This window comes from Isoptericola sp. MSGPD8_1_ISO-PGPR-S23-394, assembly GCF_058072785.1.
In genome coordinates, this window is the sequence record NZ_CM176517.1 from 2,210,205 (window position 1) to 2,234,765 (window position 24,561).

Sequence of the window (24,561 nt, forward strand, 5' to 3'; positions counted from 1 at the left end):
TCAGGCCTCGGCCCAGAACCGGTACTCCGTGGCGCGCTCCTTGGCCGCCTCGAGCTGTTCCGCCACCCGCACCGGGGCCGTGCCGCCCACGGCGTCGCGGGAGGCGACCGAACCCTCGACGGACAGGACCGAGCGCACGTCCGGGGTGAGGTGCGCAGAGACGTCCGCGAGGTCCTGGTCCGACAGGTCCCACAGCTCGATGTCCCGCTCCTCGCAGACCCGCACGCAGGCACCGGCGACCTCGTGCGCGACACGGAACGGCACGCCCTGCCGCACCAGCCACTCGGCGACGTCCGTGGCGAGGGAGAACCCCTGGGGGGCGAGCTCGGCCATCCGGTCGGTGTCGAACGTCAGCGTGCGGACCATGCCGGCGAACGCCGGCAGCAGCACGGTGAGGGTGTCCACCTGGTCGAACACCGGCTCCTTGTCCTCCTGCAGGTCCCGGTTGTACGCCAGGGGAAGGCCCTTGAGCGTCGAGAGCAGCCCCGTGAGGTCACCGATCAACCGCCCGGACTTGCCCCGCGCCAGCTCGGCGATGTCGGGGTTCTTCTTCTGCGGCATGATGCTCGACCCGGTCGACCAGGCGTCGTCGAGCCGCACGAACCCGAACTCCTTGGTGTTCCACAGGATGATCTCCTCGGAGAGCCGCGACAGGTCCACGCCGATCATCGCGGCCACGAAGGCGAACTCCGCGACGACGTCACGTGCGGCGGTGCCGTCGATCGAGTTCTCGACCGGCCCGTCGAAGCCGAGCCCCGCTGCCACCGCGGCAGGGTCCAGGCCCAGGGACGAACCCGCGAGCGCCCCGGAGCCGTAGGGCGACCGTGCCGCCCGAACGTCCCAGTCGACGAGCCGGTCCACGTCACGCAGGAGCGGCCAGGCGTGCGCCAGCAGGTGGTGCGCGAGCAGCACGGGCTGGGCGTGCTGGAGGTGCGTGCGACCGGGCATGACGGCCTCGCCGGCGGCCTCGGCCTGGGTGATGAGCTCGTCCACCACGGTGAGCAGCTGCTGGGCGATCGTGCGGCCGTTGCGGCGCAGGTACAGCCGGACCTGCGTGGCGATCTGGTCGTTGCGCGAGCGCCCGGCCCGCAGCTTGCCGCCGAGCTCCTCGCCGGCCCGCTCCATGAGGCCCCGCTCGAGCGCGGTGTGCACGTCCTCGTCCCCCAGCCGGGGCAGGAACGCACCGGACTCGACGTCGGCCTCGAGACGGTCGAGCGCGTCGAGCATGCCCGCGAGCTCGTCGTCGTCCAGCAGGCCCGCGCCGTGCAGCACGCGAGCGTGGGCCCGGGAGCCCGCCACGTCGTCCTTGGCGAGGCGCCAGTCGAAGTGGGTCGACTGCGACAGCGCCTGGAGCTCGGGCGCCGGGCCGCCGGCGAACCGGCCGCCCCACAGGCTCGTCGACGCGGGTGCGGCCGAGACGCCGACGGTCCCGTCCGCGTCCGTCCCACCCGTGGTGGCGGAGTGCTTCTCGATGCCGGCCATGTCAGAGATCCCCGGTGCCGAGGTCGACGCCGTTGCCGAACCGCTCGTCGCGAGCCGCGGCCTGCTTGGCGGCCAGGCCGTAGATCTCGATGAACCCCTTGGCGTGCGACTGGTCGAACGAGTCGCCCTCGTCGTAGGTGGCGAGGTTGAAGTCGTACAGCGCCGCCTCCGAACGCCGCCCGGTCACGGTCGCGCGGCCGCCGTGCATCACCAGGCGGATGTCGCCGGAGACGTACTTCTGGGTCTCGTCGACGAACACGTCGAGGTTCTTCTTCAGCGGGCTGAACCACATGCCGTCGTAGACCAGCTCGGACCAGCGCTGCTCGACGCCCTTCTTGAAGCGGGCCTGCTCGCGCTCCAGGGTGACGTTCTCGAGCTCCTGGTGCGCGGCGATGAGGGCCATCGCCCCCGGCGCCTCGTAGACCTCGCGGGACTTGATCCCCACGAGCCGGTCCTCGACGATGTCGATCCGGCCCACACCCTGCGCACCGGCCCGGCGGTTCATCTCCATGATCGCCTGGAGCGGGGACACCTCGACGCCGTCGAGGGCGACGGGCACGCCCCCGGCGAAGGTGATGACGACCTCGTCGGCGACCGGCGGGAACGTCGGGTCGTCGGTGTAGGAGTAGACGTCCTTGGTCGGCTCGTTCCAGATGTCCTCGAGGAAGCCCGTCTCGACGGCCCGTCCCCACACGTTCTGGTCGATCGAGAACGGGTTCTTCTTCGTCGTCGCGATCGGCAGGTCGTTCTTCTCGGCGTAGTCGATCGCCTTCTCACGCGTCAGGGCGAGGTCGCGCACCGGGGCGATGGTGCGCAGGTCCGGGGCCAGCGAGGTGGTGGCCACCTCGAACCGGACCTGGTCGTTGCCCTTGCCGGTGCAGCCGTGGGCCACCGTCTGCGCACCGAACTGCCGGGCGGCGCGGACCATGTGCTTGACGATGACCGGCCGCGAGATCGCCGACACCAGGGGGTACCGGTCGAGGTACAGGCCGTTCGCCTTGAGGGCGGGCATGCAGTACTCGTCGGCGAACTCGTCGCGCGCGTCGGCGACGTACGCCTCGACGGCGCCGCAGTCGAGGGCGCGCCGACGGATCATCTCCATGTCCTCGCCGCCCTGGCCGACGTCGACGGCGACGGCGACGACCTCGGCCCCGGTGGCCTCGGCGATCCAGCCAATCGCCACGGAGGTGTCCAGGCCGCCCGAGTAGGCGAGCACGACGCGTTCAGTCATGAGTGTTCTTCCTTGCTGTGCGGTGGGTGTCGAGTCTGGCAGGCTCAGGCGTCCGGTGACGCCGTGAGCTCGAGGAACCGGGCGGCGAGCTCGTCGCCGCCCGCCGGGTCCCGGGCGATCACGAGGATCGTGTCGTCACCGGCGATGCAGCCGAGGACCCCGGGGAAGACGGAGTGGTCGATGGCCGAGGCCAGGTAGTTCGCGGCGCCGGGCGGTGTGCGCAGCACCACCTGGTTGCCGGACGCCTCCGCGGAGACGAGCAGGTCGGCGCAGAGCCGGGCGAGGCGGGCGGCGAGGTAGCCGTCGTCGTGCCCGCCGACGCCGGCCGCCCGGACGCTCCGGTCACCGCCCTCGCCCGGCACGGCGTACACGAGGGCGCCCGAGTCGCTGCGGACCTTCTCGGCCCGCAGCTCGATGAGGTCGCGCGACAGGGTGCCCTGGGTGACGGAGAGCCCTTCGTCGGCGAGCTCGCGGGCGAGCTCCGCCTGCGAGTGGATCGCCGTGCGCCGCACGATCGCGACGATGCGGGCATGGCGGGCCGCCTTGGTGGTGAGCGGTCCGTGCGCGGGCGCGCTCATCGCTGCTCCAGCAGGAACGTCAGGACCGCCTTCTGCGCGTGCAGACGGTTCTCCGCCTCGTCCCACACGACGGACCGGGGCCCGTCGATGACCTCCGCGGCGACCTCCTTGCCGCGGTAGGCCGGCAGGCAGTGCAGGAAGATCGCGTCCTCGCACGCCACCGCCATGAGCTCGTCCGTCACCTGGTACGGCAGCAGGTCGGCGACCCGCTGCGCGGCGGACTCCTCGTCCCCCATGGAGACCCAGGTGTCCGTCACGACCACGTCCGCGCCGGCGACAGCGGCCCGCGGGTCCGTCTGGACGGCGACCGACCCGCCCGTGGTCGCCGCGATCGCGCCTGCCCGCGCTACGACGTCGTCGGTCGGCAGGTAGCCGTCCGGACCGCAGACGACGACGTGCAGCCCGGCGGTCGCGCCGGCCAGCAGGTAGGAGGCGGCCATGTTGTTGGCCGCGTCGCCGACGTAGACGAGCCGCTGGCCCGGCAGGTGGCCGAGACCACCACGGTGCTGGGCGATCGTGACGAGGTCCGCGAGGAGCTGGCACGGGTGGTAGTCGTCGGTGAGAGCGTTGACGACGGGTACGCGCGAGACGGCCGCCATCTCCTCGAGCCGGTCCTGGCCGAACGTCCGCCACACGATCGCCGACACCTGCCGGTCCAGCACCCGGGTGACGTCCACGACGGACTCGCGGACCCCGACCTGGGCGAGCCGACCGTCGACCACCGTGGGAAAGCCGCCCATCTCGGCCACCCCGGTCGCGAACGAGAGCTGGGTGCGCAACGTCGGCTTGTCGAAGATCAGCGCCACGCCCTGCGGGCCGGCGAGCGGCGTACGGAACGTGCGGTCCTCGCGGAATGCCATGGCGAGCTCGAGCACCTCGTGCTGCTCGGCCGGGGTGAGGTCGTCGTCACGCAGGAAGTGGCGGGTCATCGGTCGTCCTTCTCGGGCACGGGATTCTCGGGCACGGGATTCTCGGGCACAAGGCTCTCCGGCACGGTGCTCTCGGGGATGGCCACACCGGCGAAGAACCGCGCGGCGTCGAGCGCCTGGTCGATCGTCAGCACGAGCGGGGGCGCCAGGCGGATCGCGTCGGGAGCGACGGCGTTGACGATGAGGCCGGCCTCAAGGGCGGCCGCCGCGACCTGGGGTGCGACCGGCCGGGAGAGCTCGACGGCGAGGAGCAGGCCGTGCCCCCGCACCCCGGCGACGAGCGGGTTCTGACCTGCGGTGATCGCGCGACGCAGCACCTTGCCGACCTCCACGGCGTGGGCGATCAGACGGTCACGCTCGATCACACCGATGGTGGCCAGGGCCGCGGCGGCGGCCACGGGGTTCCCGCCGAAGGTCGTCCCGTGCTGTCCGCGACCGAGCAGCGTGGCGGCGCGCTCACCGAACGCCACGACGGCGCCCACGGGGAAGCCACCACCGAGGCCCTTGGCGAGCGTGACGACGTCGGGCACGACGCCTCCGCCGATCTCGGGCTGCTGGAAGGCGAACCAGGAGCCGGTGCGTCCCATGCCGGTCTGCACCTCGTCGAGGACGAGCAGCGCGCCGGCATCGCTCGTGAGCCGGCGCCCGAGTGCCAGGTAGCCCTCGGGGAGCGCCCGGACACCCGCTTCGCCCTGCACAGGTTCGACGACCAGGGCCGCGACCTCGCCCCGTTCGGCGACGGCGGCCGGGGAGAAGGCGGCCTCCAGCGCCTCGGTGTCCCCGAACGGCAGGTGCTCGACGCCGCCGGGCAGCGGTGCGAAGGGCTCCCGGTAGGCCGGTTTGTGCGTGAGGGCGAGCGCGCCCACGGTGCGCCCGTGAAAACCGCCCTCGAGGGCCAGCACCCGGGTGCGGCCCGTGCGGCGGGTCATCTTGAAGGCCGCCTCGTTGGCCTCCGTGCCGGAGTTCGTGAAGAAGACCTTCGAGCCCTCCGGCGCCTCGGCGAGCTGCAGCAGCCGCTCCGCCAGCGAGATCTGGGTGGGCGTGCCGAAGAAGTTGGACACGTGGCCGAGCGTGCCGAGCTGCGCGCTCACGGCCGCCGTGAGCGTGGGGTGGGCATGCCCGAGGGCGTTGACGGCGATCCCGGCGAGCAGGTCGAGGTACCGCCTGCCGTCGGCGTCCCACACGGACGCTCCCTCACCGCGCACGAGAATGCGCTGCGGCGGGCCGAACGTGTCCATCACCGAGCGGGTGTACGCCTCGGTCCAGCCCTGGGTGCCGAGGTCTCGGCCGGTGCCGGTGATCTCGCTCATGCGGTGCTCTCCTCGCGGGTTCGCAGCGGGACGTCGGGGACGTCGGGGACGTCGGGGACGACCATCGTGCCGTTGCCGCGGGAGGTGAAGACCTCGAGCAGCACCGAGTGCGGCTGGCGGCCGTCGATCACCGAGGCGCGCGGCACACCACCCTGGACGGCCCGCAGGCAGGCTTCCATCTTGGGGACCATGCCGGCCGTCAGGCTCGGCAGGAGCGTCGCCAGCTCCCCGGCCGAGATCTGCTCGACCAGCGAGTCCCGGTCGGGCCAGCTCGTGTACAGCCCCTCGACGTCGGTGAGCACGATGAGCTTCTTCGCGCCGAGCGCCACCGCGAGCGCCGCGGCCGCCGTGTCGGCGTTGACGTTCAGCACCTGCGTGGGGTCGTCGACGTCGGGGGCGATCGTGGAGACCACGGGGATCCGCCCGGCGTCGAGCAGGTCCTGCACCGCGGACGGGCTGACCTGCACGACGTCGCCCACCAGGCCCACGTCCACGGGCTCGCCGTCGACCGTGGCGTGCCGGCGCACGGCCCCGAACAGCCCGCCGTCCTCCCCCGACAGCCCGACGGCGCGCGGCGCGTGCGCGTTGATCAGCCCGACCAGCTCGCGCGAGACCTGCCCGGTCAGCACCATCCGCACGATCTCCATCGCCTCGGGCGTGGTGACGCGCAGCCCGCCGCGGAACTCGGAGGCGATACCGACGCGGTCGAGCATCCTGGAGATCTGCGGACCGCCGCCGTGCACGACGACCGGGCGCAGGCCAACCTGGCGCAGGAAGACCATGTCCTGGGCGAACGCCGCCTTGAGCTCGTCGTCGACCATGGCGTTGCCGCCGTACTTGACCACGACGAGCGCGCCGGCGAACTCCTGGAGCCAGGGAAGAGCCTCGACGAGCACCTCGGCCTTCTGGTCGGGACGCAGGTCGGTGCGGGTGTCGAAGTCGCTCATGACGAGTACGCGCTGTTCTCGTGGACGTAGGCGTGGGTCAGGTCGTTGGTCCACAGCGTGACCTCGGCGTCGCCGGCGTGCAGGTCGACGCTGATCGTCACGTCCCGGTCGGCGGCCATGTCGACCTTCTCGGGCGGCTCGTGGGCACCGCCGGCCCGGCAGACCATGACGCCGTTGATGCTGACGTCCAGGTCGGCCGGGTCGAACGGGGCGACCTCCTCGGGCACGGTGCCGACCTGCGACAGGATGCGCCCCCAGTTGGGGTCGTTGCCGAAGACGGCGGCCTTGACGAGGTTGGACCGGCTGACGGCGCGGGCGACGGCCAGCGCGGCGTCCTCGGTGGTCGCGTTCGTCACGGTGATGGCGATGTCGTGGGACGCGCCCTCGGCGTCGGCCACGAGCTGACGGGCCAGGTCCGCGCAGACCGCGGTGACGGCCTCGGTGAGCCCCTGAGGCTCGGCGGGGACGCCGGAGGCACCCGAGGCCATGAGCACCACCGTGTCCGACGTCGACATGGCGCCGTCGGAGTCGACGCGGTCGAACGTGGCGCGCGTCGCTGCCCGCAGCGCCGCGTCGGCGTCCTGCGCGGGCACGACGGCGTCGGTCGTCACGACGCACAGCATGGTCGCCAGTGCCGGGGCGAGCATGCCCGCGCCCTTGGCCATCCCGCCGACGGTGTACGTGCCGGACGGCGTCTCGACGGTGCGCACGGCCGTCTTGGGCACGGTGTCGGTGGTCATGATGGCCGTCGCCGCCGCCTGCCCGGCCGCGTCACCCCCGGAGAGGGCACCGACCGCCACGGGCACGCCCGCGAGCAGCTTGTCGGCGGCCAGGCGGACACCGATCAGCCCTGTCGAGGCCACGAGCACGTCGATGGCGCCTATCCCGAGCGCGTCGGCCGCCTTCTCGGCGGTGGCGTGCGCGTCCTGGAAGCCGCCGGGCCCGGTGCAGACGTTGGCACCGCCGGAGTTCAGCACGACGGCGCGGGCGGCGCCGTCCTTGACGGCCTGTCGCGACCACAGGACCGGAGCCCCCACCACACGGTTGCTCGTGAAGACCGCGGCAGCGGTGTGCTCCGGCCCGTCGTTGACGACGAGGGCGAGGTCCGGCTTCTGGGAGGCCTTGAGCCCTGCGGTGATCCCGGCGGCCCGGAACCCTTGTGCGGCGGTGACGCTCACGGCGCGACTCCTTCGGTGGTGAGGCCGGCCGTCTCCGGCAGGCCGAGGGCGATGTTCATGGCCTGGACCGCCTGTCCGGCGGTGCCCTTAGCGAGGTTGTCGAGGGCGGTGACGGTCACGACGCGGCCGGCGGCCTCGTCGAGCGCGACCTGGACGAGCGCGGTGTTCGCGCCGAGGGTCGCCGCCGTCGAAGGCCACTGCCCCGCGGGCAGGAGGTCGACGAAGGGCTCGTCGGCGTAGGCCCGCTCCCACACCGCGCGCACCTCGTCGGCCCCTGCTGCCTCGCGTCCGGGCGCGAGCCGCGCGGTCGCGGTGGCGAGGATGCCGCGCGCCATCGGCACGAGCGTGGGGGTGAAGCTGATGGTCACGTCCGTGGCCCCGGCGGTGCGCAGGTTCTGGGTGATCTCGGGGATGTGCCGGTGGGTGCCGCCGACGGCGTACGGCGCGGCGGCCCCGAGCCCTTCGGCCGCGAGCAGGTGCGGCTTGAGCGCCTTGCCGGCACCGGAGTACCCGTTGGCGAGGACGGCGACGACGTCGGTGGGGTCGAGCAGCCCGGTGGCCACGCCCGGCTGCAGACCGAGGGTGACGGCGGTGACGTTGCACCCGGGGACGGCGATGCGGCGAGCCCCGACGAGGTGATCACGCTGCGACCCCGTCACCGCGCCGTCGGCGCAGACGATCAGCTCGGGGAGGCCGTAGGGCCACGTGCCGGCGTGCGAGGTCCCGTAGAACTGCTCCCAGTCGGCGGCCGAGGCGAGCCGGTGGTCGGCGCCGAGGTCGAGGACGAGCACGTCGTCGGGCAGCCGGGCCGCGATCTCGCCCGACGCCCCGTGCGGCAGACCGAGGACGACGACGTCGTGGCCCGCGAGCGCCTCGGGCGTGGTCGGCTCCAGGACCCGGTCCGCGAGCGATCGCAGGTGCGGCTGCAGGTCCCCGAGACGGCTCCCGGCGTTGGAGTGCGCGGTGAGCGTGCCGACCCGGAGGTGCGGGTGCCGGGCGGCGAGCCGCAGGAACTCACCGCCGGCGTAGCCGGTGGCGCCCGCGACGGCGACCGTGAGGGGCTCGTTGCTGACCATATGCAGCACTATACATACCTATGCAGATCGCCGACAGGTGTTTCACGATGCGGTCCCCGCCCGAGTCAGCGCAGCGGCAGATACATCACGTGCAGCCCGACGAACCCTGCGACGGGGCTGTGGAACGCCCCGGGAACCGTCCCGACGATCTCGAACCCGAGCGAACGCCACAACCGCACGGCCGCCCTGTTCGACTCGACCACGGCGTTGAACTGGATGCCGCGGTACCCCTGCTCGCGATGCCAGCCGATCACGTGCTCGGCCAGCGCCCGGCCGACGCCCCGGCCCCGCGCGGCGTCGGCGACCATGAACGACGCCGTGCCGACGTGGTCGCCGTTCCCCGGGCGGTTGGGCCCCATCTTCGCGGTGCCGAGCACCTCGCCCTCGTCCGCGGCCACCACCGTCCGCCCGGGCGGGCGCTCCATCCAGAGCTCGCGCGCCTGCTCGGACGTCAGGTCGAGCGGGTAGGCGTAGGTCTCGCCGGCCCGCACGACCGGTTCGACGACGGGCCAGATGCGGGGCCAGTCGTCACGGGTCGCGGTGCGGATCTCCAGGGTCACCGCGCCACCCTACGGGCGGGTCGTAGGCTCGGACCATGCGTGCAGTCGTGGCCCGCGCGGCGGGTGGCCCCGAAGTCCTGGAACACACCGAGCGTCCCGACCCGGAGCCCGGGCCGGGACAGCTGCTCGTGCGGGTGGCCGCGGCGGGGGTGAACTTCATCGACACCTACCGCCGCTCCGGCGTCTACCCGATGGAGTACCCGCACGTGGTCGGCGTGGAGGGCTCGGGCACGGTCGAGGCCAGCGGCCCCGAGGTGGACGGGTTCACCGTCGGCGACCGCGTCGCCTGGCACCAGGCTCCCGGGTCGTACGCCGAGCTCGCGGTGGTCGACGCCGACGTCGCGGTGCACGTGCCCGCCGGCCTCGACCTGACGACGGCCGCGGCCCTCCCCCTGCAGGGCATGACGGCGCACTACCTGGTCGCCTCGACCTTCGAGGTCGGCCTGGGTCACGACGTCCTCCTGACGGCCGGCGCCGGCGGCGTCGGGATCCTCGCGACACAGCTCGCCACGGCACGGGGCGGCAGGGTCATCACGACGGTGTCGTCGCCGGAGAAGGCGGCACTCTCGTCGGGAGCAGGTGCCGCCCACACCATCGACTACGAGGCGATGGACGACCTCACCACGGAGCTTCCGGCCGTCGTGCACGAGCTGACCGACGGAGCCGGCGTGCACGTGGTGTACGACGGCGTCGGCGCCGCCACGTTCGACGCCTCGCTGGCGTCCTTGCGCCGGCGCGGCACCCTGGTGCTGTTCGGCGGCGCGTCGGGACAGGTGCCGCCGTTCGACCTGCAGCGGCTCAACGGCGGCGGGTCGCTGTACGTCACGCGCCCGACGCTCGCCCACTACACCGCGACCCGCGCGGAGCTGGAGTGGCGGGCGGGCGAGGTGCTCGGCGCCGCGGCCGACGGCGACCTCGAGGTACGGGTCGGGGCGACCTACCCGCTCGCGGACGCCGCGTCCGCGCACGCCGCCCTCGAGGGCCGGGCGACCACGGGCAAGGTGCTCCTCCTGCCGTAGCGGTATATCTTGACGTCAAGACACTTGACGTCAAAGGAGCCTGCCGTGCCCGACTGGTCCCCCACCGCCTACCTGCGGTACACCGACGAGCGGTCCCGTCCGTTCACGGAGCTCCTCGGGCGCGTCGCCGCGGAGCCCGACAGCGTGGTCGACCTCGGCTGCGGTCCCGGGCATCTCACCGCGCTGCTGCGCGCACGGTGGCCCCACGCGGACATCGTCGGCATCGACGACTCGCCCGCCATGATCGAACGGGCGGCGGCGGACAACACCGATCCCCGAGCGCAGTACCAGCGCGCCGACCTGCGGGACTACGCCGCCGGGCACGTCTCGCCGACAGGTGCCGACCTCGTCATCAGCAACGCGGCACTGCAGTGGGTCCCGGGCCACCGCGAGCTCCTCGCACCGTTGGCCGCGACAGCCGCCCAGGTCTTCGGGTTCCACGTACCCGGCAACCACGACGCCCCCGGCCATCGTCTGCTCCGGGAGGTCGCGGCCCGCTCGCCGTACGCCGCCGTCGTCGGGCCGGTGCCACGACGTGCGACGGCCGACCCCGCCGAGTACCTGGACCTCCTCGCCGCGCCCGGCTGGACCGTCGACGCCTGGGAGACCACCTACACGCACGTCCTCGACGGGCCGGACCCCGTGCTGCGGTGGATCTCGGCGACCGGCGCACAGCCGACGTTGCAGGCCCTGACGGCGCACGACGACGCCCACGGCACCACGTTGCGGGTGGCGTTCGAGGCCGAGTACGGCGCCGCCCTGCGGGACGCCTACCCGCCGCGGGCCTTCGGGACACCCCTGGAGTTCCGCCGCGTCTTCGCCGTGGCGACCCGCACCGGTTGACCGACCGTTGAGTCGGAACCCACCGCGCGCTAGCGTGCCCGCATGGCCTCACGACCCCTGCGCATCGCCTACCAGCTCGGACAGCAGCACGGCGACTACGCCACCATCCGCGACACCGTCCTGCGCGCCGAGGACGCCGGCGTCGACATCGTGTTCAACTGGGACCACTTCTTCCCCCTGTCCGGCGACCCGGACGGGAAGCACTTCGAGTGCTGGACCATGCTCGGCGCGTGGGCGGAGCAGACCGAACGAGTGGAGATCGGCGCGCTGGTCACCGGGAACGGCTACCGCAACCCGGACCTGCTGGCGGACATGGCCCGCACGGTCGACCACATCAGCGGAGGGCGCCTGATCCTCGGCATCGGCGCCGGATGGGCCGAGAAGGACTACCGCGAGTTCGGCTACGAGTTCGGCTCGGCCGGCACCCGTATCGCCGACCTCGCCGCGGCCCTGCCGCGCGTGCGTGCACGCCTGGCGGCGGGCAACCCCGCCCCCACCCGCGACATCCCGCTGCTCATCGGCGGCGGCGGGGAGAAGAAGATGCTGCGGCTCGTCGCCGAGCATGCCGACGTCTGGCACTCGTTCGGCGACGCCGCCACGCTGCGCCACAAGTCGCAGGTGCTGGACGCGCACGGAGCCGACGTGGGCCGCGACACCGCCACCGAGGTCGAGCGGTCGATCGGGGTGAAGCGGCCGCCGCAGGAGGTCGCGGACGGGCTCGTCGACGCCGGTGCGACGCTCTTCACGATCGGCACCAGCGGCCCCGACTTCGACCTGGACCTCGTGCAGCAGTGGGTCGCCTGGCGCGACGCACGACGCTAGCGGCCCGTCAGGTCCTCACCGAGCGGGTCGTCCTGGGCGGCAGGCAGCACACGCAGGTGACGCGCCGTCGGCCCCGTACCGGCGGCGAGCATCTCGCGCAACGACGACGGCGTGTCGTGCGTGACCCGCACGTACCAGCCCGAGCACCCGTCCAGGGCACCGCCGGCGATGGCGACGACCATCTCCACGGTGCGCTCCACGGGCGTCCACTCGGTGCGGTCGGCATGCATCGGCATCGATGCCGTCATATCGGTCGCGACCGTGCCCGGCGCCACCTCGAAGACCCGGAGCCCGTCCGCGTGTCCCGCGGCGTGCAGGTGGTGACCCATCCGGAGCAACGCCGTCTTGCTCACGTTGTAGGAGCTCGCCACCGCCATGTCGTGCGTCCCGGCACCGCTGCTGAGGTCGACGACGCGTCCGCCGCCCCGGGACAGCATGCCGGGGACGACGTTCCGCGCGAGCAGGAACGGGCCACGCACGTCGGTCTCCAGCACGGACCACCACTCGTCCGGGTCGGCCTCCCACAGCGGAACCTCGGCATCGATCCGACCGGCGTTGTTGACCAGCAGGTCCACCGACCCGAGCCCGCCGTCGCTCACGGGAGCCTCAGCCTGCGCCACGGCGGACCGGACCGCGGCCTCGTCCGTGACGTCACAGGTCAGCACGACGGCGGTCCGGCCCAGGGCGCGCACCTCGCCGGCGACCTCCTCGAGCCGGGCGGTGTCACGCGCCAGCAGGGCGACATCGAGCCCCGCGCCAGCCAGACCGAGCGCGACCTCGCGGCCGATGCCGCGGGTCGCGCCCGTCACCAGGGCGGTCCGGGAATCGGGGACCTCAGCCACGCAGCTCGGCCCCCACCCGCTCGGCGGCCGAGGCGACGACGGCGTCCCGCACCGCACGTACCTCCTCGGCCGACATCGTGTGGTCGGCGGCCCGCAGCCGCAGCGAGTAGGCCAGCGACTTCTTGCCCTCGCCGACCTGGGCACCGGTGAAGACGTCGAACAGGGTGACGTCCTCCAGCAGGTCGCCCCCACCGGCCACGACGGCGGCACGCACGTCCGCGGCCGGGGTGGCGGCGTCGACCACGAACGCGAAGTCCTCCTTGGCCACCGGGAAGGACGAGACCGGACGCGCGGCCACCGGCTCGCCGCTGGCGGCATCCAGCAGCACCGACAGGTCCACCTCGAACGCACAGGTGCGCGGAGGCAGTCCCAGCGACTCGAGCACCTTGGGGTGCAGCTCGCCGGCATGGCCCACGAGAGTCCCGTCGGTCAGCATGATCCGTGCGCACCGGCCGGGGTGCCAGGGCATGTGGTCGGCGTCGGCCTCCACGGTGACCTCGACGTCGGCGATGTGGGCCACCAGCCGGGCGGCCTCGACGGCGTCGGCCCAGTCCACCGGACGGCCTTCGCCCCACCAGCCGGCTGGCAACGCGTTGCCGGTCAGCACGCCGGCCACCCGGCGCGGCTGGTCGGGAACCGCCGCCGCGAGCCGGTCGAGCTCGGCCGGCGTGGGCCGCACCGCCACCGGGAGCTGTGGCGCGCCCGGGGCGTCCGCCGTCGGGCGGGTGACGAGCCCGATCTCGAAGACCGCGACGTCGGTCAGCCCGCGCGAGACGTTGCGCCGCGCCGCCTCCAGCAGCGTCACCAGCAGGTTGGTACGCAGCAGCGGCTTGTCGTCGGCCAGCGGGTTGGCCATCCGCAACGCCCGGCGTCGCGCGTCGTCGGCGGGCAGGCCGAGGGCGTCGAGGTCCGCGTCGCCGATGAACGGGTAGGTCAGCACCTCGACCAGGCCCGACTCGGCGAGCGCCCGCGCGACCGAGCGGCGGGTGCGCTGGGACAGGTCCAGGCCCCGGCCCCCCGGGGCGGCAGGCAGCACCGAGGGGATCTCGTCGTAGCCGGCCACCCGCAGGATCTCTTCGACGAAGGTCACCGGTTCGGTCAGGTCGGGGCGCCAGGTCGGGGGCGTGACGTTCACGTACCCCGCAGGACCCTCGGTCACCGTGCACCCGATGGTGCGCAGGATGCCGACCACCTGGTCGCGGGTGTACGGCACGCCCGCGATGCGTGACGGGAGCGTCACGTCCAGCGCCATCTTCGGCGGCGCCGTGGTGTGGTTGAGGTCGGTGACGGCAGCGTCGGCCGTGCCGCCGGCGAGCTCGACCAGCAGGTCCACCACGCGCTGGGCCGCGACGGCCGGGAGCCGGGGGTCGACGCCGCGCTCGAACCTCTTGGCCGCCTCCGAGGGCAACCGGTGCCGTCGCGCCGTGCGGGCGATGCTCACCGGGTCGAAGTGCGCAGCCTCGACGAGCACGTCCGTGGTGGTCTGCGAGACCTCGGAGGACTCGCCGCCCATCACACCGGCCAGCCCGAGGACCCGTGCACCGCGGGCGCCCTGGGGCGAGTCGGTGATGAGCAGGTCCTCGCCGTCCAGGGTGCGGTCGACGTCGTCGAGCGTCGTCAGCCGCTCCCCCGCTGCCGCCCGGCGCACCACGACCGGTGCGGCGACCTGGCCCAGGTCGTAGGCGTGCAGCGGCTGGCCGAGGTCGAGCATGACGTAGTTGGTCACGTCGACGGCCAGGGAGATGGACCGCATGCCCGACCCCTCCAGGCGACGCTTCATCCACGCCGGGGTCGGGGCCGACGGGTCGATGCCCCGCACGATCCGGGTGACGAACCGGTCGCACCCGACCTGGCCGTCGAGGGGTGCGGCGTCGTCGACCTCCACGGCGAACCCGTCGGGCGTCGCTGCGGGCGGCGGCGTCGGCAAGGACTCCGGTAGACCGCGGTCGGTGAAGGCCGCACCCGTGGAGTGGGAGTACTCGCGCGCCACGCCGCGGTAGCTGAAGGCGTACCCGCGGTCCGGGGTGACGTTGATCTCCAGGACCTCGTCACCCAGGCCCAACAGCTCGACGGCGTCCTGGCCGGGCTCGAGGTCCGCGGCGTCGAATCCGGCCTCGGTGAGCACCAGGATGCCGTGCCCGCCGTCGTCGCCCATGCCCAGCTCGGCGGTCGAGCAGATCATGCCGTCCGAGACGTGGCCGTAGGTCTTGCGAGCGGCGATCTCGAACCCGCCGGGCAGCACCGTGCCGGGCAGCGAGACGGCCACGAGGTCACCGACGCCGAAGTTGTGCGCGCCGCAGACGATGCCGCGCGCACCACCGGTGGGGACGTCGGCGTCGTCGACCCCCTTGATCTGCGTGGCGTTGTGCTCCGGGCCGACGTCGACCAGGCACCAGTTGATCGTCTTGCCGTTCTTCTGCTCCTCCGGCGTGACCTCGAGGACGCGGCCCACGACGAGCGGCCCCGAGACGGCCGCGGGATGGATCTCCTCCTCCTCCAGGCCGACCTTGACCAGGTCGTGGGCGAGCTGGTCGGCAGTGAGGTCGTCCGGCAGCTCGACGTGGTCGGCGAGCCAGTCGGTGACGATGCGGGGCATCAGTAGATCTCCGTCCCGAACTGGGTGGAGAAGCGGATGTCGCCCTCCACGATGTCGTGCATGTCAGCGATGGAGTGGCGCAGCATCAGGGTGCGCTCGATCCCCATCCCGAAGGCGAAACCGGTGTAGACCTCCGGGTCGATGCCGGCCGCGCGCAGCACGTTGGGGTGCACCATCCCGCAGCCGCCCCACTCGATCCAGCCCGGCCCGCCCCTCTTCTGCGGGAACCACAGGTCCATCTCGGCGCTCGGCTCGGTGAACGGGAAGAAGCTGGGCCGCAGCCGGGTCTTGGCCTCCGGGCCGAACATGGCGCGGGCGAACGCGTCCAGCGTGCCCACGAGGTTCGCCATCGTCAGGCCCTTGTCGACCGCCAGCCCCTCGACCTGGTGGAACACGGGGGTGTGGGTGGCGTCCAGCGCGTCGGTGCGGAAGACCTTGCCCGGGCAGGCGATGTACAGCGGCACACCACGGTCCAGCAGCGTGCGCGCCTGCACCGGTGAGGTGTGGGTCCGCAGGACGAGGTTGCTCGTGGCGCCGTCGTCGGAGTCGGCGATGTAGAAGGTGTCCTGCATCTGCCGCGCCGGGTGGTCCGGACCGAAGTTCAGCGCGTCGAAGTTGAACCACTCGGCCTCGACCTCGGGGCCGTCGGCGATCTCCCAGCCGATCCCGACGAAGAAGTCGGCGATGCGCTCCTGGCGCAGCTCGATCGGGTGCCGCGCGCCCCGCGGGATCCGGTTGGTGGGCAGCGTGACGTCGACGGCCTCGGTGCGCAGCACCTGCTCGTCCCGCTCGACCTCGAGCTCGGCCTGGCGGGCGGCGACTGCCTGCGCGACCCGGCCCTTGCGGGGTCCGAGGTTCTTGCCGGCGGCAGACTTGTCGGGCCCGGGCAGCGTGCCGATGGCACGGTTCGCCAGTGCCAGGTGGCTCTTGTCGCCGACGTGCTGGGAGCGCACGGCCTTGAGCGCGTCGAGGTCGCCGGCGGAGGCGATATCGGCGAGCGCGGCGTCGACCGCGGCGTCGAGTGCGGCGGTGTCCAAAGGGTCGGGCAGCGGTTCAGGCGCAGACATGCGTGCCTTCCTGGAGTTGTGCGTGGCGGCAGAGGTCAGTCTAAGTGCCCACCAGCGCCGGTCCGGCCGAGCGGCAGGACTGCGACGTCGTGGTGGGCCGGGCCGCCGGAGCGACCGGCACCCAGCTCCGAGGCGACGACGCGGACCGCGTCGACGGGCCATCCCGGTCCCGTGTACACCGCCAGGGCCCGCGCCCAGGCGGTGAAGGGGGACGTCTCGGCGTCCGGTCCACCACGACGGCGGGACCGGTCGCGCCGTCCGCGCGACACGCTGCGGTCCCCCGGCGTCCGTGACGTCGAGGCGCGTGCCACCGTCAGGTGAGGTCGGCCGGTGGCCCGCCCCTCGGCGGGGAGCCCGACCGCGTCGGCGACCTCGGTGACGGTCTCGCCCAGGCGACGCAGGACGGACACCTCGTCGCGCAGCCCGACCCACAGCGTGCGACCACCGAAGGTCCCGCTGCCCGCCAACGACAGGCGGAACGGGTCGACCTGCGTCAGTGCCTCGTCGAGCGCCTCGACGTAGCCGGGCACCGCGCCGTCGGGCACCGACCCGTGGAAGGCGAGCGTGACGTGCCGCTGCTCCGTGGGCACCCAGCGGAGCCCGGCGCCCGGGTCCGAGAGGGCGTCCCCGCCGACTGCGCCCAGGGCGAGGTCGAGGTGCGCCAGGGCCTGCGGAGACGGGTACACGGCCGTGAAGAGTCGCACGCGTCGATGGTAGGCCCGGCGGACCAGGGCCCAGAGGACTTTTCTCGTCCGAGGTGCATCCGTCCGGCCCCTCGCGACCGAAGAACAGGTGTACAGCCCCCGAAGGAGAGGACAGTGCCATGCACCGCACGATCATCACCGGAGCCTCGGCCGCGTTGGCGGCGCTCGCCACGGTCGGCCTCGCGGCCGGGGCGGTCGCCGCGCCGCCGGAGGGCGCCGGCCAGGGCGGCAAGCCCGCCGGCGTCACCTGTCAGCAGTTCGGCGTCGGCGTGCTGCGCGACACCGGCGTGCTCCCGGCGGTCGCGAAGGACGGCCTGGAGTACCCGATCGGCAGCGGGGAGACGATCCCCTTCAGCACCGTCCTGGAGATCCACCGCACGGACACTTCCACGGCCAACGCCGTGCTCAAGGACTACGCCGAGGTCCTGCTGCCGGGGGTCGACGTGGCGGCCGCGGTCGACGCCGCCTGCCCGGCCTGAGCACTCCCGTGGGGTCGCGGCGCCGCGACCCCACGGGGCTGACCGTCAGCGCTGCGCCCGGGACGAGGCGTACAGGCACACGGTGGCGGCGGTCGCGAGGTTGAGGGACTCGGCCCGGCCACGGATCGGCACGCGGACGACGGCGTCGGCCAACGCCCGGTCGGCCTCGGGCAGACCCCACGCCTCGTTCCCGAACACCCAGGCGGTCGACGCCGCGAGGTCAGGCGTACCCTCCGGGCGGGCCTGTCCCGGGCCGGCCACGTCGAGCAGGTCGTCGAGGTCGTGGTCACCGGCGCCGTCGGCAGCCAGGACCGTGCAGCCGGTGTCGCGGAGGGCGGCCACCGTCTCGGCCAGCGACGGACCCGTCACCACCGGCAGGTGGAACAGCGACCCGGCGGTGGAGCGCACCACCTTCGGGTTGTGCACGTCGACGCTCTTCCCGGCGAGGACGACCAGGTCCGCACCCGCGGCGTCCGCCGCGCGGATCACCGTTCCCGCGTTCCCGGGGTCGCGCACCGTCGCCAGGACGGCGACCGTCAGCGGTCGCCCGCTCTCCTGCCGAGACCCGGCCACCGAGGCCACGACCGCGGCGAGGGGCCACGAGCGTGCCCGCAGGACAGCGACGACTCCCTGGGCGTCGGGGCTCATCGCGTCCAGCACCTCGGGGGCGCCGACGTGGACCCGCAGACCCAGGTCGCGCGCGTCGTCGAGGATCTCGTCGTACCGGGCCGCGGCCGGTTCGCTGAGGTAGACGTCGCGGACGTCGTCCGTGGCGTGCCGCACGGCCTCGCGCACGCCCTGCGGACCCTCGACGAGGAACTGACCGTGCTTCGAACGCGCCGAACGCCCGGACAGCGCCCTGACCTGCTTGACGCGATCGGCTCGCGGGTTGGCGAGTGTCACGTCAGGGATGCGAGGCATCGACAGGCGGGCTTGTCCGGGCGTCCGGGTGGTGCGTCGCAGGCTCAGGCGGCCTTGGGCGCGTTGACGTCCTCGGGGAGGGCGTCCTTCGCGACCTGGACCAGCGCGTTGAACGCGGCGATGTCGTTGACCGCGAGCTCGGCGAGCATGCGGCGGTCGACCTCGACGCCCGCGGCCTTGAGGCCCTGGACGAAGCGGTTGTAGGTCAGACCCTGCGCGCGGGACGCCGCGTTGATCCGCTGGATCCACAGCTTGCGGAAGTCGCCCTTCTTGGCCTTCCGGTCGCGGTACGAGTAGACGAAGGAGTGGGTGACCTGCTCCTTGGCCTTCCGGTACAGGCGCGAACGCTGGCCGCGGTAGCCGCTGGCGCGCTCGAGGGTCGTACGGCGCTTCTTGTGGGCGTTGACCGCCCGCTTCACGCGTGCCACGTGATGCTCCTTGCAGTTCGGGTCGGAAGTGGGCTACCGGCGGGATCGGCCGCCGGCCAGGCTCACTTGCCGAGCAGCTTCTTGATTCGCTTGACGTCGGCGGGTGCGACGTCCTGGTCCACGGCGAGCCGACGCGTACGGCGGCTCGACTTGTGCTCGAGGTAGTGGCGAGCGTTCGTCTGCTCGCGCATGAGCTTGCCCTTGCCGGTCACCCGGAAGCGCTTCTTGGAGCCGGAGTGCGTCTTGTTCTTCGGCATGACTGCCGTCTCTCCTCGTGTCGGTCACCCGCCCGAGGGCGGGGACGTGATGCTGACCGCGGCCGGTGCGCCGGCCCGGTGCCAGATGGTCTGTCGAGCGTTCAGCCCGCCTGCGGGCGCGGCTTGGGGCCGGGGCGCGGCGCCGCCGTCCCGGCCTGCTCGGGAGCCGAGGTCGCCGTGGCCGGCTCCGCAGCCGGTGCGGGCTTCTCGGCCGTGGCGGCAGTCTCCTCCGGCGCAGGCGTCTCGGCCGGCGTGTCGTCCGAGGCGGCCTTGGCGCGGGCCTCGGCCTTGACCTCGGACTTGGTCTTGCGCTGGGCGTTGACCTCGGCAGAGCGCTTGCGCTGCTCGTTCTTGGCGTCCGCCTTCTTCTTGACCGGCCCGAGGACCATGGTCATGTTGCGGCCGTCCTGCTTCGGCATGGACTCGACAAAGCCGAGCTCGGCCACGTCGTCCGCGAGCCGCTGCAGCAGCCGGACACCCATCTCGGGGCGGGACTGCTCACGACCACGGAACATGATCATGACCTTGACCTTGTCGCCGGCCGACAGGAATCGCTCGACGTGGCCCTTCTTGGTGGCGTAGTCGTGCGGGTCGATCTTGAGGCGGAAGCGGATCTCCTTGAGGAGGGTGTTCGCCTGCTTGCGACGCGCCTCACGCGCCTTCATGTCCGACTCGTACTTGAACTTGCCGAAGTCCATGAGCTTGGCCACGGGCGGCCGGGCGTCCGGCGCCACCTCGACGAGGTCGAGGTCGGCGTCCTGCGCCAGCTTGAGGGCGACGCCCGTGGCGACCACGCCGACCTGTTCCCCGCCCGGGCCGATGAGCCGGACCTCGGGGACGCGGATCCGGTCGTTGATGCGAGGCTCGCTGATGGTGATGCTCCTAGAACTCGTCGTGAGACCGCCAGGAACGAGGAAGGCCCCCGACCTGAGCGAACAGGTGGAGGCCATCGGTCCGGTGACGCCGACGCGGATGACGTCGACGACCGGGGCAGGACGGCGTGCGCCGTCCGACCGGACCCGGCCCCTGTCGGCGCTACGCTCTCGGCGCGGCACCCGTCGGTGCTCGGGTGGGATGTCTCCACTTGCGGCACCCGGCCGTCGAACGGATCGAACGGTCGGGTCGGTCAACACACGAGACTAGCACGATCCCCCCCGGGTGACCGCCAGGCCCGGACTAGTCCCCGCTGTCGCGTGCGTCACCCTCGCAGACTGGAAGGATTCCAGAGAACGCCCTAGGCTGCGGACATGACCAGCACCACTCCCGCCGCTCCGGCCCCGACGGAGCGCGAGCTCCTGCGCGGCGCCGGCCTGCGGGTGACCGGTGTGCGGCTCGCCGTGCTGCGCGCGCTCGACGGCCACGAGCACTCGACCGCCGACGACGTCGTCCGCGCCGTGCGCGCCGACCTCGGCACCGCCTCGGTGCAGGCCGTCTACGACTCGCTCCACGCACTGTCCGCCGCGGGCCTCCTGCGCCGCATGGAACCCGCTGGGCACCCGGCACGCTACGAACGGCGGGTCGGCGACAACCACCACCACATCGTGTGCCGCGGCTGCGGCGCCGTCGCCGACGTCGACTGCACCGTCGGCAGCGCGCCCTGCCTGACGCCGGGCGACGCCAGCGGCTTCGCCGTCGACCTCGCCGAGGTGACGTTCTGGGGCCTGTGCCCCACCTGCACCCCGGCCCACCGACCACCCGACCCCCCAGAAGCCCCCGAGAAAGGACGTCCATGACGACCCCGTTCACGACGACGCAGACCGGCACCCCGGTCAGCAGCGACCAGTACTCCCTCACGGTCGGTTCCGACGGCCCCACGGTGCTGCACGACCGCTACCTGGTCGAGAAGCTCGCCTCGTTCAACCGCGAGCGCGTCCCCGAGCGCAACCCGCACGCCAAGGGTGGCGGCGCCTTCGGGGAGTTCGAGGTCACCGAGGACGTCTCGCAGTACACCTCCGCCGCGGTCTTCCAGCCCGGCGCCAAGGCCGAGACCGTGCTGCGGTTCTCGTCCGTGGCCGGCGAGCAGGGCTCCCCCGACACCTGGCGCGACGTGCGCGGCTTCGCCCTGCGCTTCTACACGACCGAGGGCAACCTCGACATCGTGGGCAACAACACGCCGGTGTTCTTCCTGCGTGACGCGATGAAGTTTCCCGACTTCATCCACTCCCAGAAGCGGCTCGGTGCGTCCGGCCTACGTGACGCCGACATGCAGTGGGACTTCTGGACGCTGTCCCCGGAGAGCGCGCACCAGGTGACCTACCTGATGGGCGACCGCGGGCTGTCGAAGTCCTGGCGGCACCTGAACGGCTACGGCTCGCACACGTACCAGTGGATCAACGCGGCCGGGGAGCGCTTCTGGGTCCAGTACCACTTCATCTCGAAGCAGGGCGTGGAGAACATGTCCGCCGCCGACGCCGAGCGCATCGCCGGCGAGGACGCCGACTACTACCGCCGCGACCTTTACGAGGCGATCGAGCGCGGCGAGCACCCCTCGTGGGACGTCAAGGTGCAGGTCATGCCGTACGAGGACGCGAAGACCTACCGGTTCAACCCGTTCGACATGACCAAGGTGTGGCCGCACGCGGACTACCCCCTGATCAAGGTCGGCACGTTCACGCTGAACCGCAACCCGCGCAACTTCTTCGCCGAGATCGAGCAGGCCGCGTTCTCGCCCGGCAACCAGGTGCCCGGCACGGACATCTCGCCGGACAAGATGCTCATGGCCCGCGTGTTCGCGTACAACGACGCGCACCGCCACCGCATCGGAGCGAACTTCAACCAGCTGCCGGTGAACCAGCCGCACGCCGCACCGGTGAGCAACTACATGCACCAGGGCCCGATGGCCTACCACTTCAACGGCCCCGAGCACCCCGTCTACACGCCGAACTCGTTCGGCGGGCCGGCCGCGGACCCGGCGCTCGCCTCCGAGGGCAGCTGGGAGACCGACGGCGAGCTGCTCCGCTCGGCGTACACCCTGCACTCCGAGGACGACGACTTCGGCCAGGCCGGCACGCTCTACCGCGAGGTCTTCGACGACGCCGCCAAGGCGCGCTTCCTGGAGAACCTCACCGGCCAGGGCCGGTCGATCACCATCGACGAGATCCGTGAGCGGTTCTTCCAGTACTGGACGAACGTGGACGCCGAGCTGGGCGCCAAGCTGCGCTCCGAGGTCGCTGCCGGCTGAGCCGGAGCGCAGCAGCGGGTGGGGGCCGAGGAACGAGGCACCCGCCCGGCGCGGAGCGCAGGTTCAGCCGGCCGCGCGAGAACCGGCTGAGCCGGAGCGCAGCAGCGGGTGGGGGCCGAGGAACGAGGCACCCGCCCGGCGCGGAGCGCAGGTTCAGCCGGCCGCGCGAGAACCGGCTGAGCCGGAGCGCAGCAGCGGGTGGGGGCCGAGGAACGAGGCAACCGCCCGGCGCGGAGCGCAGGTTCAGCCGGCCGCGCGAGAACCGGCTGAGCCGGCGACACGCCGCACCCGAGGCCGGGTCCGCCACGTGCGGGCCCGGCCTCGGGCGTCCGAGCGCCCGGGAGGTGCCAAGATGGACCCCATGAGCCACACCACCGATCCCGGTGCCACGTCGGACCCCGGCACGGCGACCCGGGACATCGCCGACGTCGCGGCCGTCGAGGTCATCACCACCGCCGCCGTCCACCTCATGAGCGCTGCGGCCGTCAAGTGCGGCCTGGCCGAGGACGACCCCGCCGAGCACCTCGACCTCGACGAGGCCCGCAAGCTCATCACCGCGCTCGCCGCGCTGGTCACCGCCGCCGCACCCGACATCGGCAACCAGCACGCCCGCTCGCTGCGGGACGGTCTGCGTTCGCTCCAGCTCGCCTTCCGGGAGGCGTCCGTCGTCCCCGACGAGCCCGGTGAGGGCCCCGGCGAGAAGTACACGGGCTCCGTCGTCTGAGATGACGCAGGCCCCGGGACCCTGGGAACCGGCTCCGTCGCCCGTGCCCGGCGACGCTGCGCCGGCCCGCACGGGACGGCGCGGGCGCGACCGTGCCCGGGGCCGGACGGCTCGTGTCACCGCCGTGGTCCTCGCCGTGCTGCTCGTCGTGACGATCGCCACCGCCGGCTACCTCTGGCGGGCCACGTCCGCCTGGGAGGACCACGCGGAGCGGTGGGAGGCCGAGGCGCACGGCTACGCCGAGGAGGTCTCCGCCCTGCAGGCGGAGCTGGACGGGGTCACAGCCGAGCTGGTGGCGGCACGCGAGCAGCTGGACACGGCCACCGCGCGCATCACCGACCTGGCCGACGAGAAGGCCCAGCTCGGGGACGAGAACGTCGCCAGCCAGCAGTACCTCGACTACCAGCGACGCGTCAGCGAGGCGGCCGGCGTGGTCGCGACCGCCCTGGGCCAGTGCACCAGCGCCCAGTCCCAGCTCATCGGCTACCTGAAGGACCGCGAGGCCTACGACCCGGAGGACCTGGAGAGGTTCGCCACCGACGTCGAGGCCCTCTGCGACGAGGCGAACGACGCGAACACCCAGCTCCAGCAGGAGCTCGCCCAGTGAGCAGGCGAGCCGACGTGGTGCCGGACGGTGCGGCTCGGCGCACGGCGGTCGGTTCCAGCCTCGTCGGCGCGCTCGCGCTCCTGCTGGGCGCGTGCTCGGCCCTGCCCGAGATGCCACCGCCGGTCCCGCAGGACATCGTCCCGTCCGTCGCGGCTCCGTCGTTGTCCGCCGAAGGGTCCGCCCAGCTCTCCCCCGACGGCTTCGACGCCGTGCAGCGCATGGCCGTCCGCATCCGCAACGTCGGCTGCGACACGCTGTCGACCGGTTCCGGGTTCGCCCTCGACGAGCACACGCTCGTCACCAACCGGCACGTCGTCGCCGACTCCTCGGCGTTGCAGGTCAGCACGTACGACGGGCGGGACCTGGACGTGTCCGCGGCGAGCACGGCCACCCTGGCCGACCTCGCCGTCGTCCGCACCACGGACCCCCTGCCGTCGTTCCCGCGGCTCGCCGACGACGACCCCGCGCCGGGCGACGACGTGACGGTCGTGGGTTACCCCGCCGGCGGTCGCCTCACCGTGACGGCGGGGCGGGTCATCGGCACGACGACCGACCCCCTGCACGAGAATCTCGGCGAGGTGCTGGTCACGGACGCGCCGGTCGAGCCGGGATCGTCCGGGTCGGCGGCTCTCGACGAGGCGGGGGACGTCATCGGCGTCGTCTACGCCAAGACGACCGACGGACGGTCCTTGCTCGTGCCGCAGTCGACCCTGCGCGAGATGCTCGACGACACCGCGGCGTTCACCGAGCTCACCCCCTGCTGAGGAACCGGACCGACCG

General features: G+C 72.8%; 26 protein-coding genes. 9 read left to right on the forward strand and 17 right to left on the reverse strand.

Features of this window, described 5'->3' with window-relative positions:
• From argH to AC3RJ8_RS10170, 9 genes are all read right to left on the reverse strand, one after another.
• Window positions 1-1,482: an argininosuccinate lyase gene (gene argH / locus AC3RJ8_RS10130; protein ID WP_489712512.1), complete on the reverse strand. Its 1,482-nt coding sequence runs from the start codon at window positions 1,480-1,482 to the stop codon at window positions 1-3.
• Between the two features lies 1 nt (window position 1,483).
• The gene (locus tag AC3RJ8_RS10135) at window positions 1,484-2,713 is read right to left on the reverse strand and encodes an argininosuccinate synthase (protein WP_489712513.1); all 1,230 of its coding nucleotides are present in this window, start codon (window positions 2,711-2,713) and stop codon (window positions 1,484-1,486) included.
• Window positions 2,714-2,757: 44 nt separating this feature from the next.
• Entirely contained in the window at window positions 2,758-3,291 is a 534-nt protein-coding gene (locus AC3RJ8_RS10140) for an arginine repressor (protein ID WP_489712514.1), read from the reverse strand.
• Window positions 3,288-4,220, reverse strand: coding sequence for an ornithine carbamoyltransferase (gene argF / locus AC3RJ8_RS10145; protein WP_489712515.1), 933 nt, complete (start codon window positions 4,218-4,220; stop codon window positions 3,288-3,290). Before argF ends, AC3RJ8_RS10140 begins: the two co-directional genes overlap by 4 nt.
• Window positions 4,217-5,530 carry an acetylornithine transaminase gene (locus AC3RJ8_RS10150; protein ID WP_489712516.1) on the reverse strand — a complete coding sequence of 438 codons (1,314 nt, stop codon included), beginning with the start codon at window positions 5,528-5,530 and terminating at the stop codon, window positions 4,217-4,219. Before AC3RJ8_RS10150 ends, argF begins: the two co-directional genes overlap by 4 nt.
• Window positions 5,527-6,477: an acetylglutamate kinase gene (argB, locus tag AC3RJ8_RS10155; RefSeq protein WP_489712517.1), complete on the reverse strand. Its 951-nt coding sequence runs from the start codon at window positions 6,475-6,477 to the stop codon at window positions 5,527-5,529. Before argB ends, AC3RJ8_RS10150 begins: the two co-directional genes overlap by 4 nt.
• Window positions 6,474-7,655, reverse strand: a complete 1,182-nt coding sequence (gene argJ, locus AC3RJ8_RS10160; RefSeq protein WP_489712518.1) for a bifunctional glutamate N-acetyltransferase/amino-acid acetyltransferase ArgJ — start codon at window positions 7,653-7,655, stop codon at window positions 6,474-6,476. Before argJ ends, argB begins: the two co-directional genes overlap by 4 nt.
• On the reverse strand, window positions 7,652-8,731 hold the full coding sequence (argC, locus tag AC3RJ8_RS10165; RefSeq protein ID WP_489712519.1) for an N-acetyl-gamma-glutamyl-phosphate reductase: 1,080 nt from the start codon (window positions 8,729-8,731) through the stop codon (window positions 7,652-7,654). Before argC ends, argJ begins: the two co-directional genes overlap by 4 nt.
• A gap of 65 nt (window positions 8,732-8,796) precedes the next feature.
• Window positions 8,797-9,291, reverse strand: a complete 495-nt coding sequence (locus AC3RJ8_RS10170) for a GNAT family N-acetyltransferase (protein ID WP_489712520.1) — start codon at window positions 9,289-9,291, stop codon at window positions 8,797-8,799.
• A 35-nt stretch (window positions 9,292-9,326) separates the two neighbouring features.
• Between AC3RJ8_RS10170 and AC3RJ8_RS10175 the strand changes: the two genes are divergently transcribed.
• From AC3RJ8_RS10175 to AC3RJ8_RS10185, 3 genes are read left to right on the forward strand one after another with little or no spacing between them, the layout of a single operon-like run.
• Window positions 9,327-10,310, forward strand: a complete 984-nt coding sequence (locus AC3RJ8_RS10175) for a quinone oxidoreductase family protein (protein WP_489712521.1) — start codon at window positions 9,327-9,329, stop codon at window positions 10,308-10,310.
• A gap of 45 nt (window positions 10,311-10,355) precedes the next feature.
• The gene (locus tag AC3RJ8_RS10180; protein ID WP_489712522.1) at window positions 10,356-11,153 is read left to right on the forward strand and encodes a methyltransferase domain-containing protein; all 798 of its coding nucleotides are present in this window, start codon (window positions 10,356-10,358) and stop codon (window positions 11,151-11,153) included.
• A 42-nt stretch (window positions 11,154-11,195) separates the two neighbouring features.
• Window positions 11,196-11,975 carry an LLM class F420-dependent oxidoreductase gene (locus AC3RJ8_RS10185; RefSeq protein ID WP_489712523.1) on the forward strand — a complete coding sequence of 260 codons (780 nt, stop codon included), beginning with the start codon at window positions 11,196-11,198 and terminating at the stop codon, window positions 11,973-11,975.
• Here the strand turns inward: AC3RJ8_RS10185 and AC3RJ8_RS10190 are convergent.
• Genes AC3RJ8_RS10190 through thpR form a run of 4 tightly spaced genes read right to left on the reverse strand, consistent with a single transcriptional unit; the run spans window position 11,972 to window position 17,184 of the window.
• Complete coding sequence (locus AC3RJ8_RS10190; RefSeq protein WP_489712524.1) at window positions 11,972-12,817, reverse strand: SDR family NAD(P)-dependent oxidoreductase; 846 nt, start codon at window positions 12,815-12,817, stop codon at window positions 11,972-11,974. The genes AC3RJ8_RS10185 and AC3RJ8_RS10190 overlap by 4 nt on opposite strands.
• Window positions 12,810-15,413 (reverse strand): phenylalanine--tRNA ligase subunit beta, encoded by a 2,604-nt coding sequence (pheT, locus tag AC3RJ8_RS10195; RefSeq protein ID WP_489712525.1) that lies wholly within the window; start codon window positions 15,411-15,413, stop codon window positions 12,810-12,812. The genes AC3RJ8_RS10190 and pheT overlap by 8 nt, the downstream gene beginning before the upstream one ends.
• Window positions 15,413-16,480, reverse strand: a complete 1,068-nt coding sequence (gene pheS, locus AC3RJ8_RS10200) for a phenylalanine--tRNA ligase subunit alpha (protein WP_489712526.1) — start codon at window positions 16,478-16,480, stop codon at window positions 15,413-15,415. Before pheS ends, pheT begins: the two co-directional genes overlap by 1 nt.
• 35 nt (window positions 16,481-16,515) lie before the next feature.
• A complete protein-coding gene (gene thpR / locus AC3RJ8_RS10205) occupies window positions 16,516-17,184 on the reverse strand; it encodes an RNA 2',3'-cyclic phosphodiesterase (RefSeq protein ID WP_489712527.1) in 669 nt (222 codons plus the stop codon).
• Between the two features lie 119 nt (window positions 17,185-17,303).
• On the opposite strand from thpR, the gene AC3RJ8_RS10210 reads away from it, so the two are divergent.
• Window positions 17,304-17,663, forward strand: coding sequence for a hypothetical protein (locus AC3RJ8_RS10210; protein WP_489712528.1), 360 nt, complete (start codon window positions 17,304-17,306; stop codon window positions 17,661-17,663).
• A gap of 45 nt (window positions 17,664-17,708) precedes the next feature.
• On the opposite strand, the gene AC3RJ8_RS10215 is transcribed toward AC3RJ8_RS10210, so the two are convergent.
• From AC3RJ8_RS10215 to infC, 4 genes are all read right to left on the reverse strand, one after another.
• Window positions 17,709-18,584 carry a TrmH family RNA methyltransferase gene (locus tag AC3RJ8_RS10215; protein ID WP_489712529.1) on the reverse strand — a complete coding sequence of 292 codons (876 nt, stop codon included), beginning with the start codon at window positions 18,582-18,584 and terminating at the stop codon, window positions 17,709-17,711.
• A 44-nt stretch (window positions 18,585-18,628) separates the two neighbouring features.
• Window positions 18,629-19,012 carry a 50S ribosomal protein L20 gene (gene rplT / locus AC3RJ8_RS10220; protein WP_489712530.1) on the reverse strand — a complete coding sequence of 128 codons (384 nt, stop codon included), beginning with the start codon at window positions 19,010-19,012 and terminating at the stop codon, window positions 18,629-18,631.
• A gap of 62 nt (window positions 19,013-19,074) precedes the next feature.
• Window positions 19,075-19,269: a 50S ribosomal protein L35 gene (rpmI, locus tag AC3RJ8_RS10225; RefSeq protein ID WP_106267914.1), complete on the reverse strand. Its 195-nt coding sequence runs from the start codon at window positions 19,267-19,269 to the stop codon at window positions 19,075-19,077.
• A 101-nt stretch (window positions 19,270-19,370) separates the two neighbouring features.
• Window positions 19,371-20,219 (reverse strand): translation initiation factor IF-3, encoded by an 849-nt coding sequence (gene infC / locus AC3RJ8_RS10230; RefSeq protein WP_489712531.1) that lies wholly within the window; start codon window positions 20,217-20,219, stop codon window positions 19,371-19,373.
• 297 nt (window positions 20,220-20,516) lie between these two features.
• Between infC and AC3RJ8_RS10235 the strand changes: the two genes are divergently transcribed.
• From AC3RJ8_RS10235 to AC3RJ8_RS10255, 5 genes are all read left to right on the forward strand, one after another.
• Window positions 20,517-21,002: a Fur family transcriptional regulator gene (locus AC3RJ8_RS10235; protein WP_489712532.1), complete on the forward strand. Its 486-nt coding sequence runs from the start codon at window positions 20,517-20,519 to the stop codon at window positions 21,000-21,002.
• Entirely contained in the window at window positions 20,999-22,450 is a 1,452-nt protein-coding gene (locus AC3RJ8_RS10240; protein ID WP_489712533.1) for a catalase, read from the forward strand. The genes AC3RJ8_RS10235 and AC3RJ8_RS10240 overlap by 4 nt, the downstream gene beginning before the upstream one ends.
• A gap of 361 nt (window positions 22,451-22,811) precedes the next feature.
• Window positions 22,812-23,174 (forward strand): DUF1844 domain-containing protein, encoded by a 363-nt coding sequence (locus tag AC3RJ8_RS10245; protein WP_407318160.1) that lies wholly within the window; start codon window positions 22,812-22,814, stop codon window positions 23,172-23,174.
• Between the two features lie 43 nt (window positions 23,175-23,217).
• Window positions 23,218-23,781 (forward strand): hypothetical protein, encoded by a 564-nt coding sequence (locus tag AC3RJ8_RS10250; protein ID WP_489712534.1) that lies wholly within the window; start codon window positions 23,218-23,220, stop codon window positions 23,779-23,781.
• Entirely contained in the window at window positions 23,778-24,545 is a 768-nt protein-coding gene (locus AC3RJ8_RS10255; RefSeq protein ID WP_489712535.1) for a S1 family peptidase, read from the forward strand. Before AC3RJ8_RS10250 ends, AC3RJ8_RS10255 begins: the two co-directional genes overlap by 4 nt.
• Window positions 24,546-24,561: the final 16 nt, after the last annotated feature.

Excerpts from the sequence above, each read along its gene's own strand:
- AC3RJ8_RS10245 (WP_407318160.1), top strand. The coding sequence starts at position 22,812 with ATGAGCCACACCACCGATCCCGGTGCCACGTCGGACCCCGGCACGGCG.
- pheS (WP_489712526.1), bottom strand. The coding sequence starts at position 16,480 with ATGTCTGCGCCTGAACCGCTGCCCGACCCTTTGGACACCGCCGCACTC.
- argB (WP_489712517.1), bottom strand. The coding sequence starts at position 6,477 with ATGAGCGACTTCGACACCCGCACCGACCTGCGTCCCGACCAGAAGGCC.
- AC3RJ8_RS10240 (WP_489712533.1), top strand. The coding sequence starts at position 20,999 with ATGACGACCCCGTTCACGACGACGCAGACCGGCACCCCGGTCAGCAGC.
- AC3RJ8_RS10150 (WP_489712516.1), bottom strand. The coding sequence starts at position 5,530 with ATGAGCGAGATCACCGGCACCGGCCGAGACCTCGGCACCCAGGGCTGG.
- AC3RJ8_RS10235 (WP_489712532.1), top strand. The coding sequence starts at position 20,517 with ATGACCAGCACCACTCCCGCCGCTCCGGCCCCGACGGAGCGCGAGCTC.
- AC3RJ8_RS10135 (WP_489712513.1), bottom strand. The coding sequence starts at position 2,713 with ATGACTGAACGCGTCGTGCTCGCCTACTCGGGCGGCCTGGACACCTCC.
- AC3RJ8_RS10215 (WP_489712529.1), bottom strand. The coding sequence starts at position 18,584 with ATGCCTCGCATCCCTGACGTGACACTCGCCAACCCGCGAGCCGATCGC.
- AC3RJ8_RS10175 (WP_489712521.1), top strand. The coding sequence starts at position 9,327 with ATGCGTGCAGTCGTGGCCCGCGCGGCGGGTGGCCCCGAAGTCCTGGAA.
- AC3RJ8_RS10140 (WP_489712514.1), bottom strand. The coding sequence starts at position 3,291 with ATGAGCGCGCCCGCGCACGGACCGCTCACCACCAAGGCGGCCCGCCAT.
- AC3RJ8_RS10210 (WP_489712528.1), top strand. The coding sequence starts at position 17,304 with ATGCACCGCACGATCATCACCGGAGCCTCGGCCGCGTTGGCGGCGCTC.
- argF (WP_489712515.1), bottom strand. The coding sequence starts at position 4,220 with ATGACCCGCCACTTCCTGCGTGACGACGACCTCACCCCGGCCGAGCAG.
- rpmI (WP_106267914.1), bottom strand. The coding sequence starts at position 19,269 with ATGCCGAAGAACAAGACGCACTCCGGCTCCAAGAAGCGCTTCCGGGTG.
- argC (WP_489712519.1), bottom strand. The coding sequence starts at position 8,731 with ATGGTCAGCAACGAGCCCCTCACGGTCGCCGTCGCGGGCGCCACCGGC.
- pheT (WP_489712525.1), bottom strand. The coding sequence starts at position 15,413 with ATGCCCCGCATCGTCACCGACTGGCTCGCCGACCACGTCGAGCTGCCG.
- argH (WP_489712512.1), bottom strand. The coding sequence starts at position 1,482 with ATGGCCGGCATCGAGAAGCACTCCGCCACCACGGGTGGGACGGACGCG.
- infC (WP_489712531.1), bottom strand. The coding sequence starts at position 20,219 with ATGGCCTCCACCTGTTCGCTCAGGTCGGGGGCCTTCCTCGTTCCTGGC.
- AC3RJ8_RS10185 (WP_489712523.1), top strand. The coding sequence starts at position 11,196 with ATGGCCTCACGACCCCTGCGCATCGCCTACCAGCTCGGACAGCAGCAC.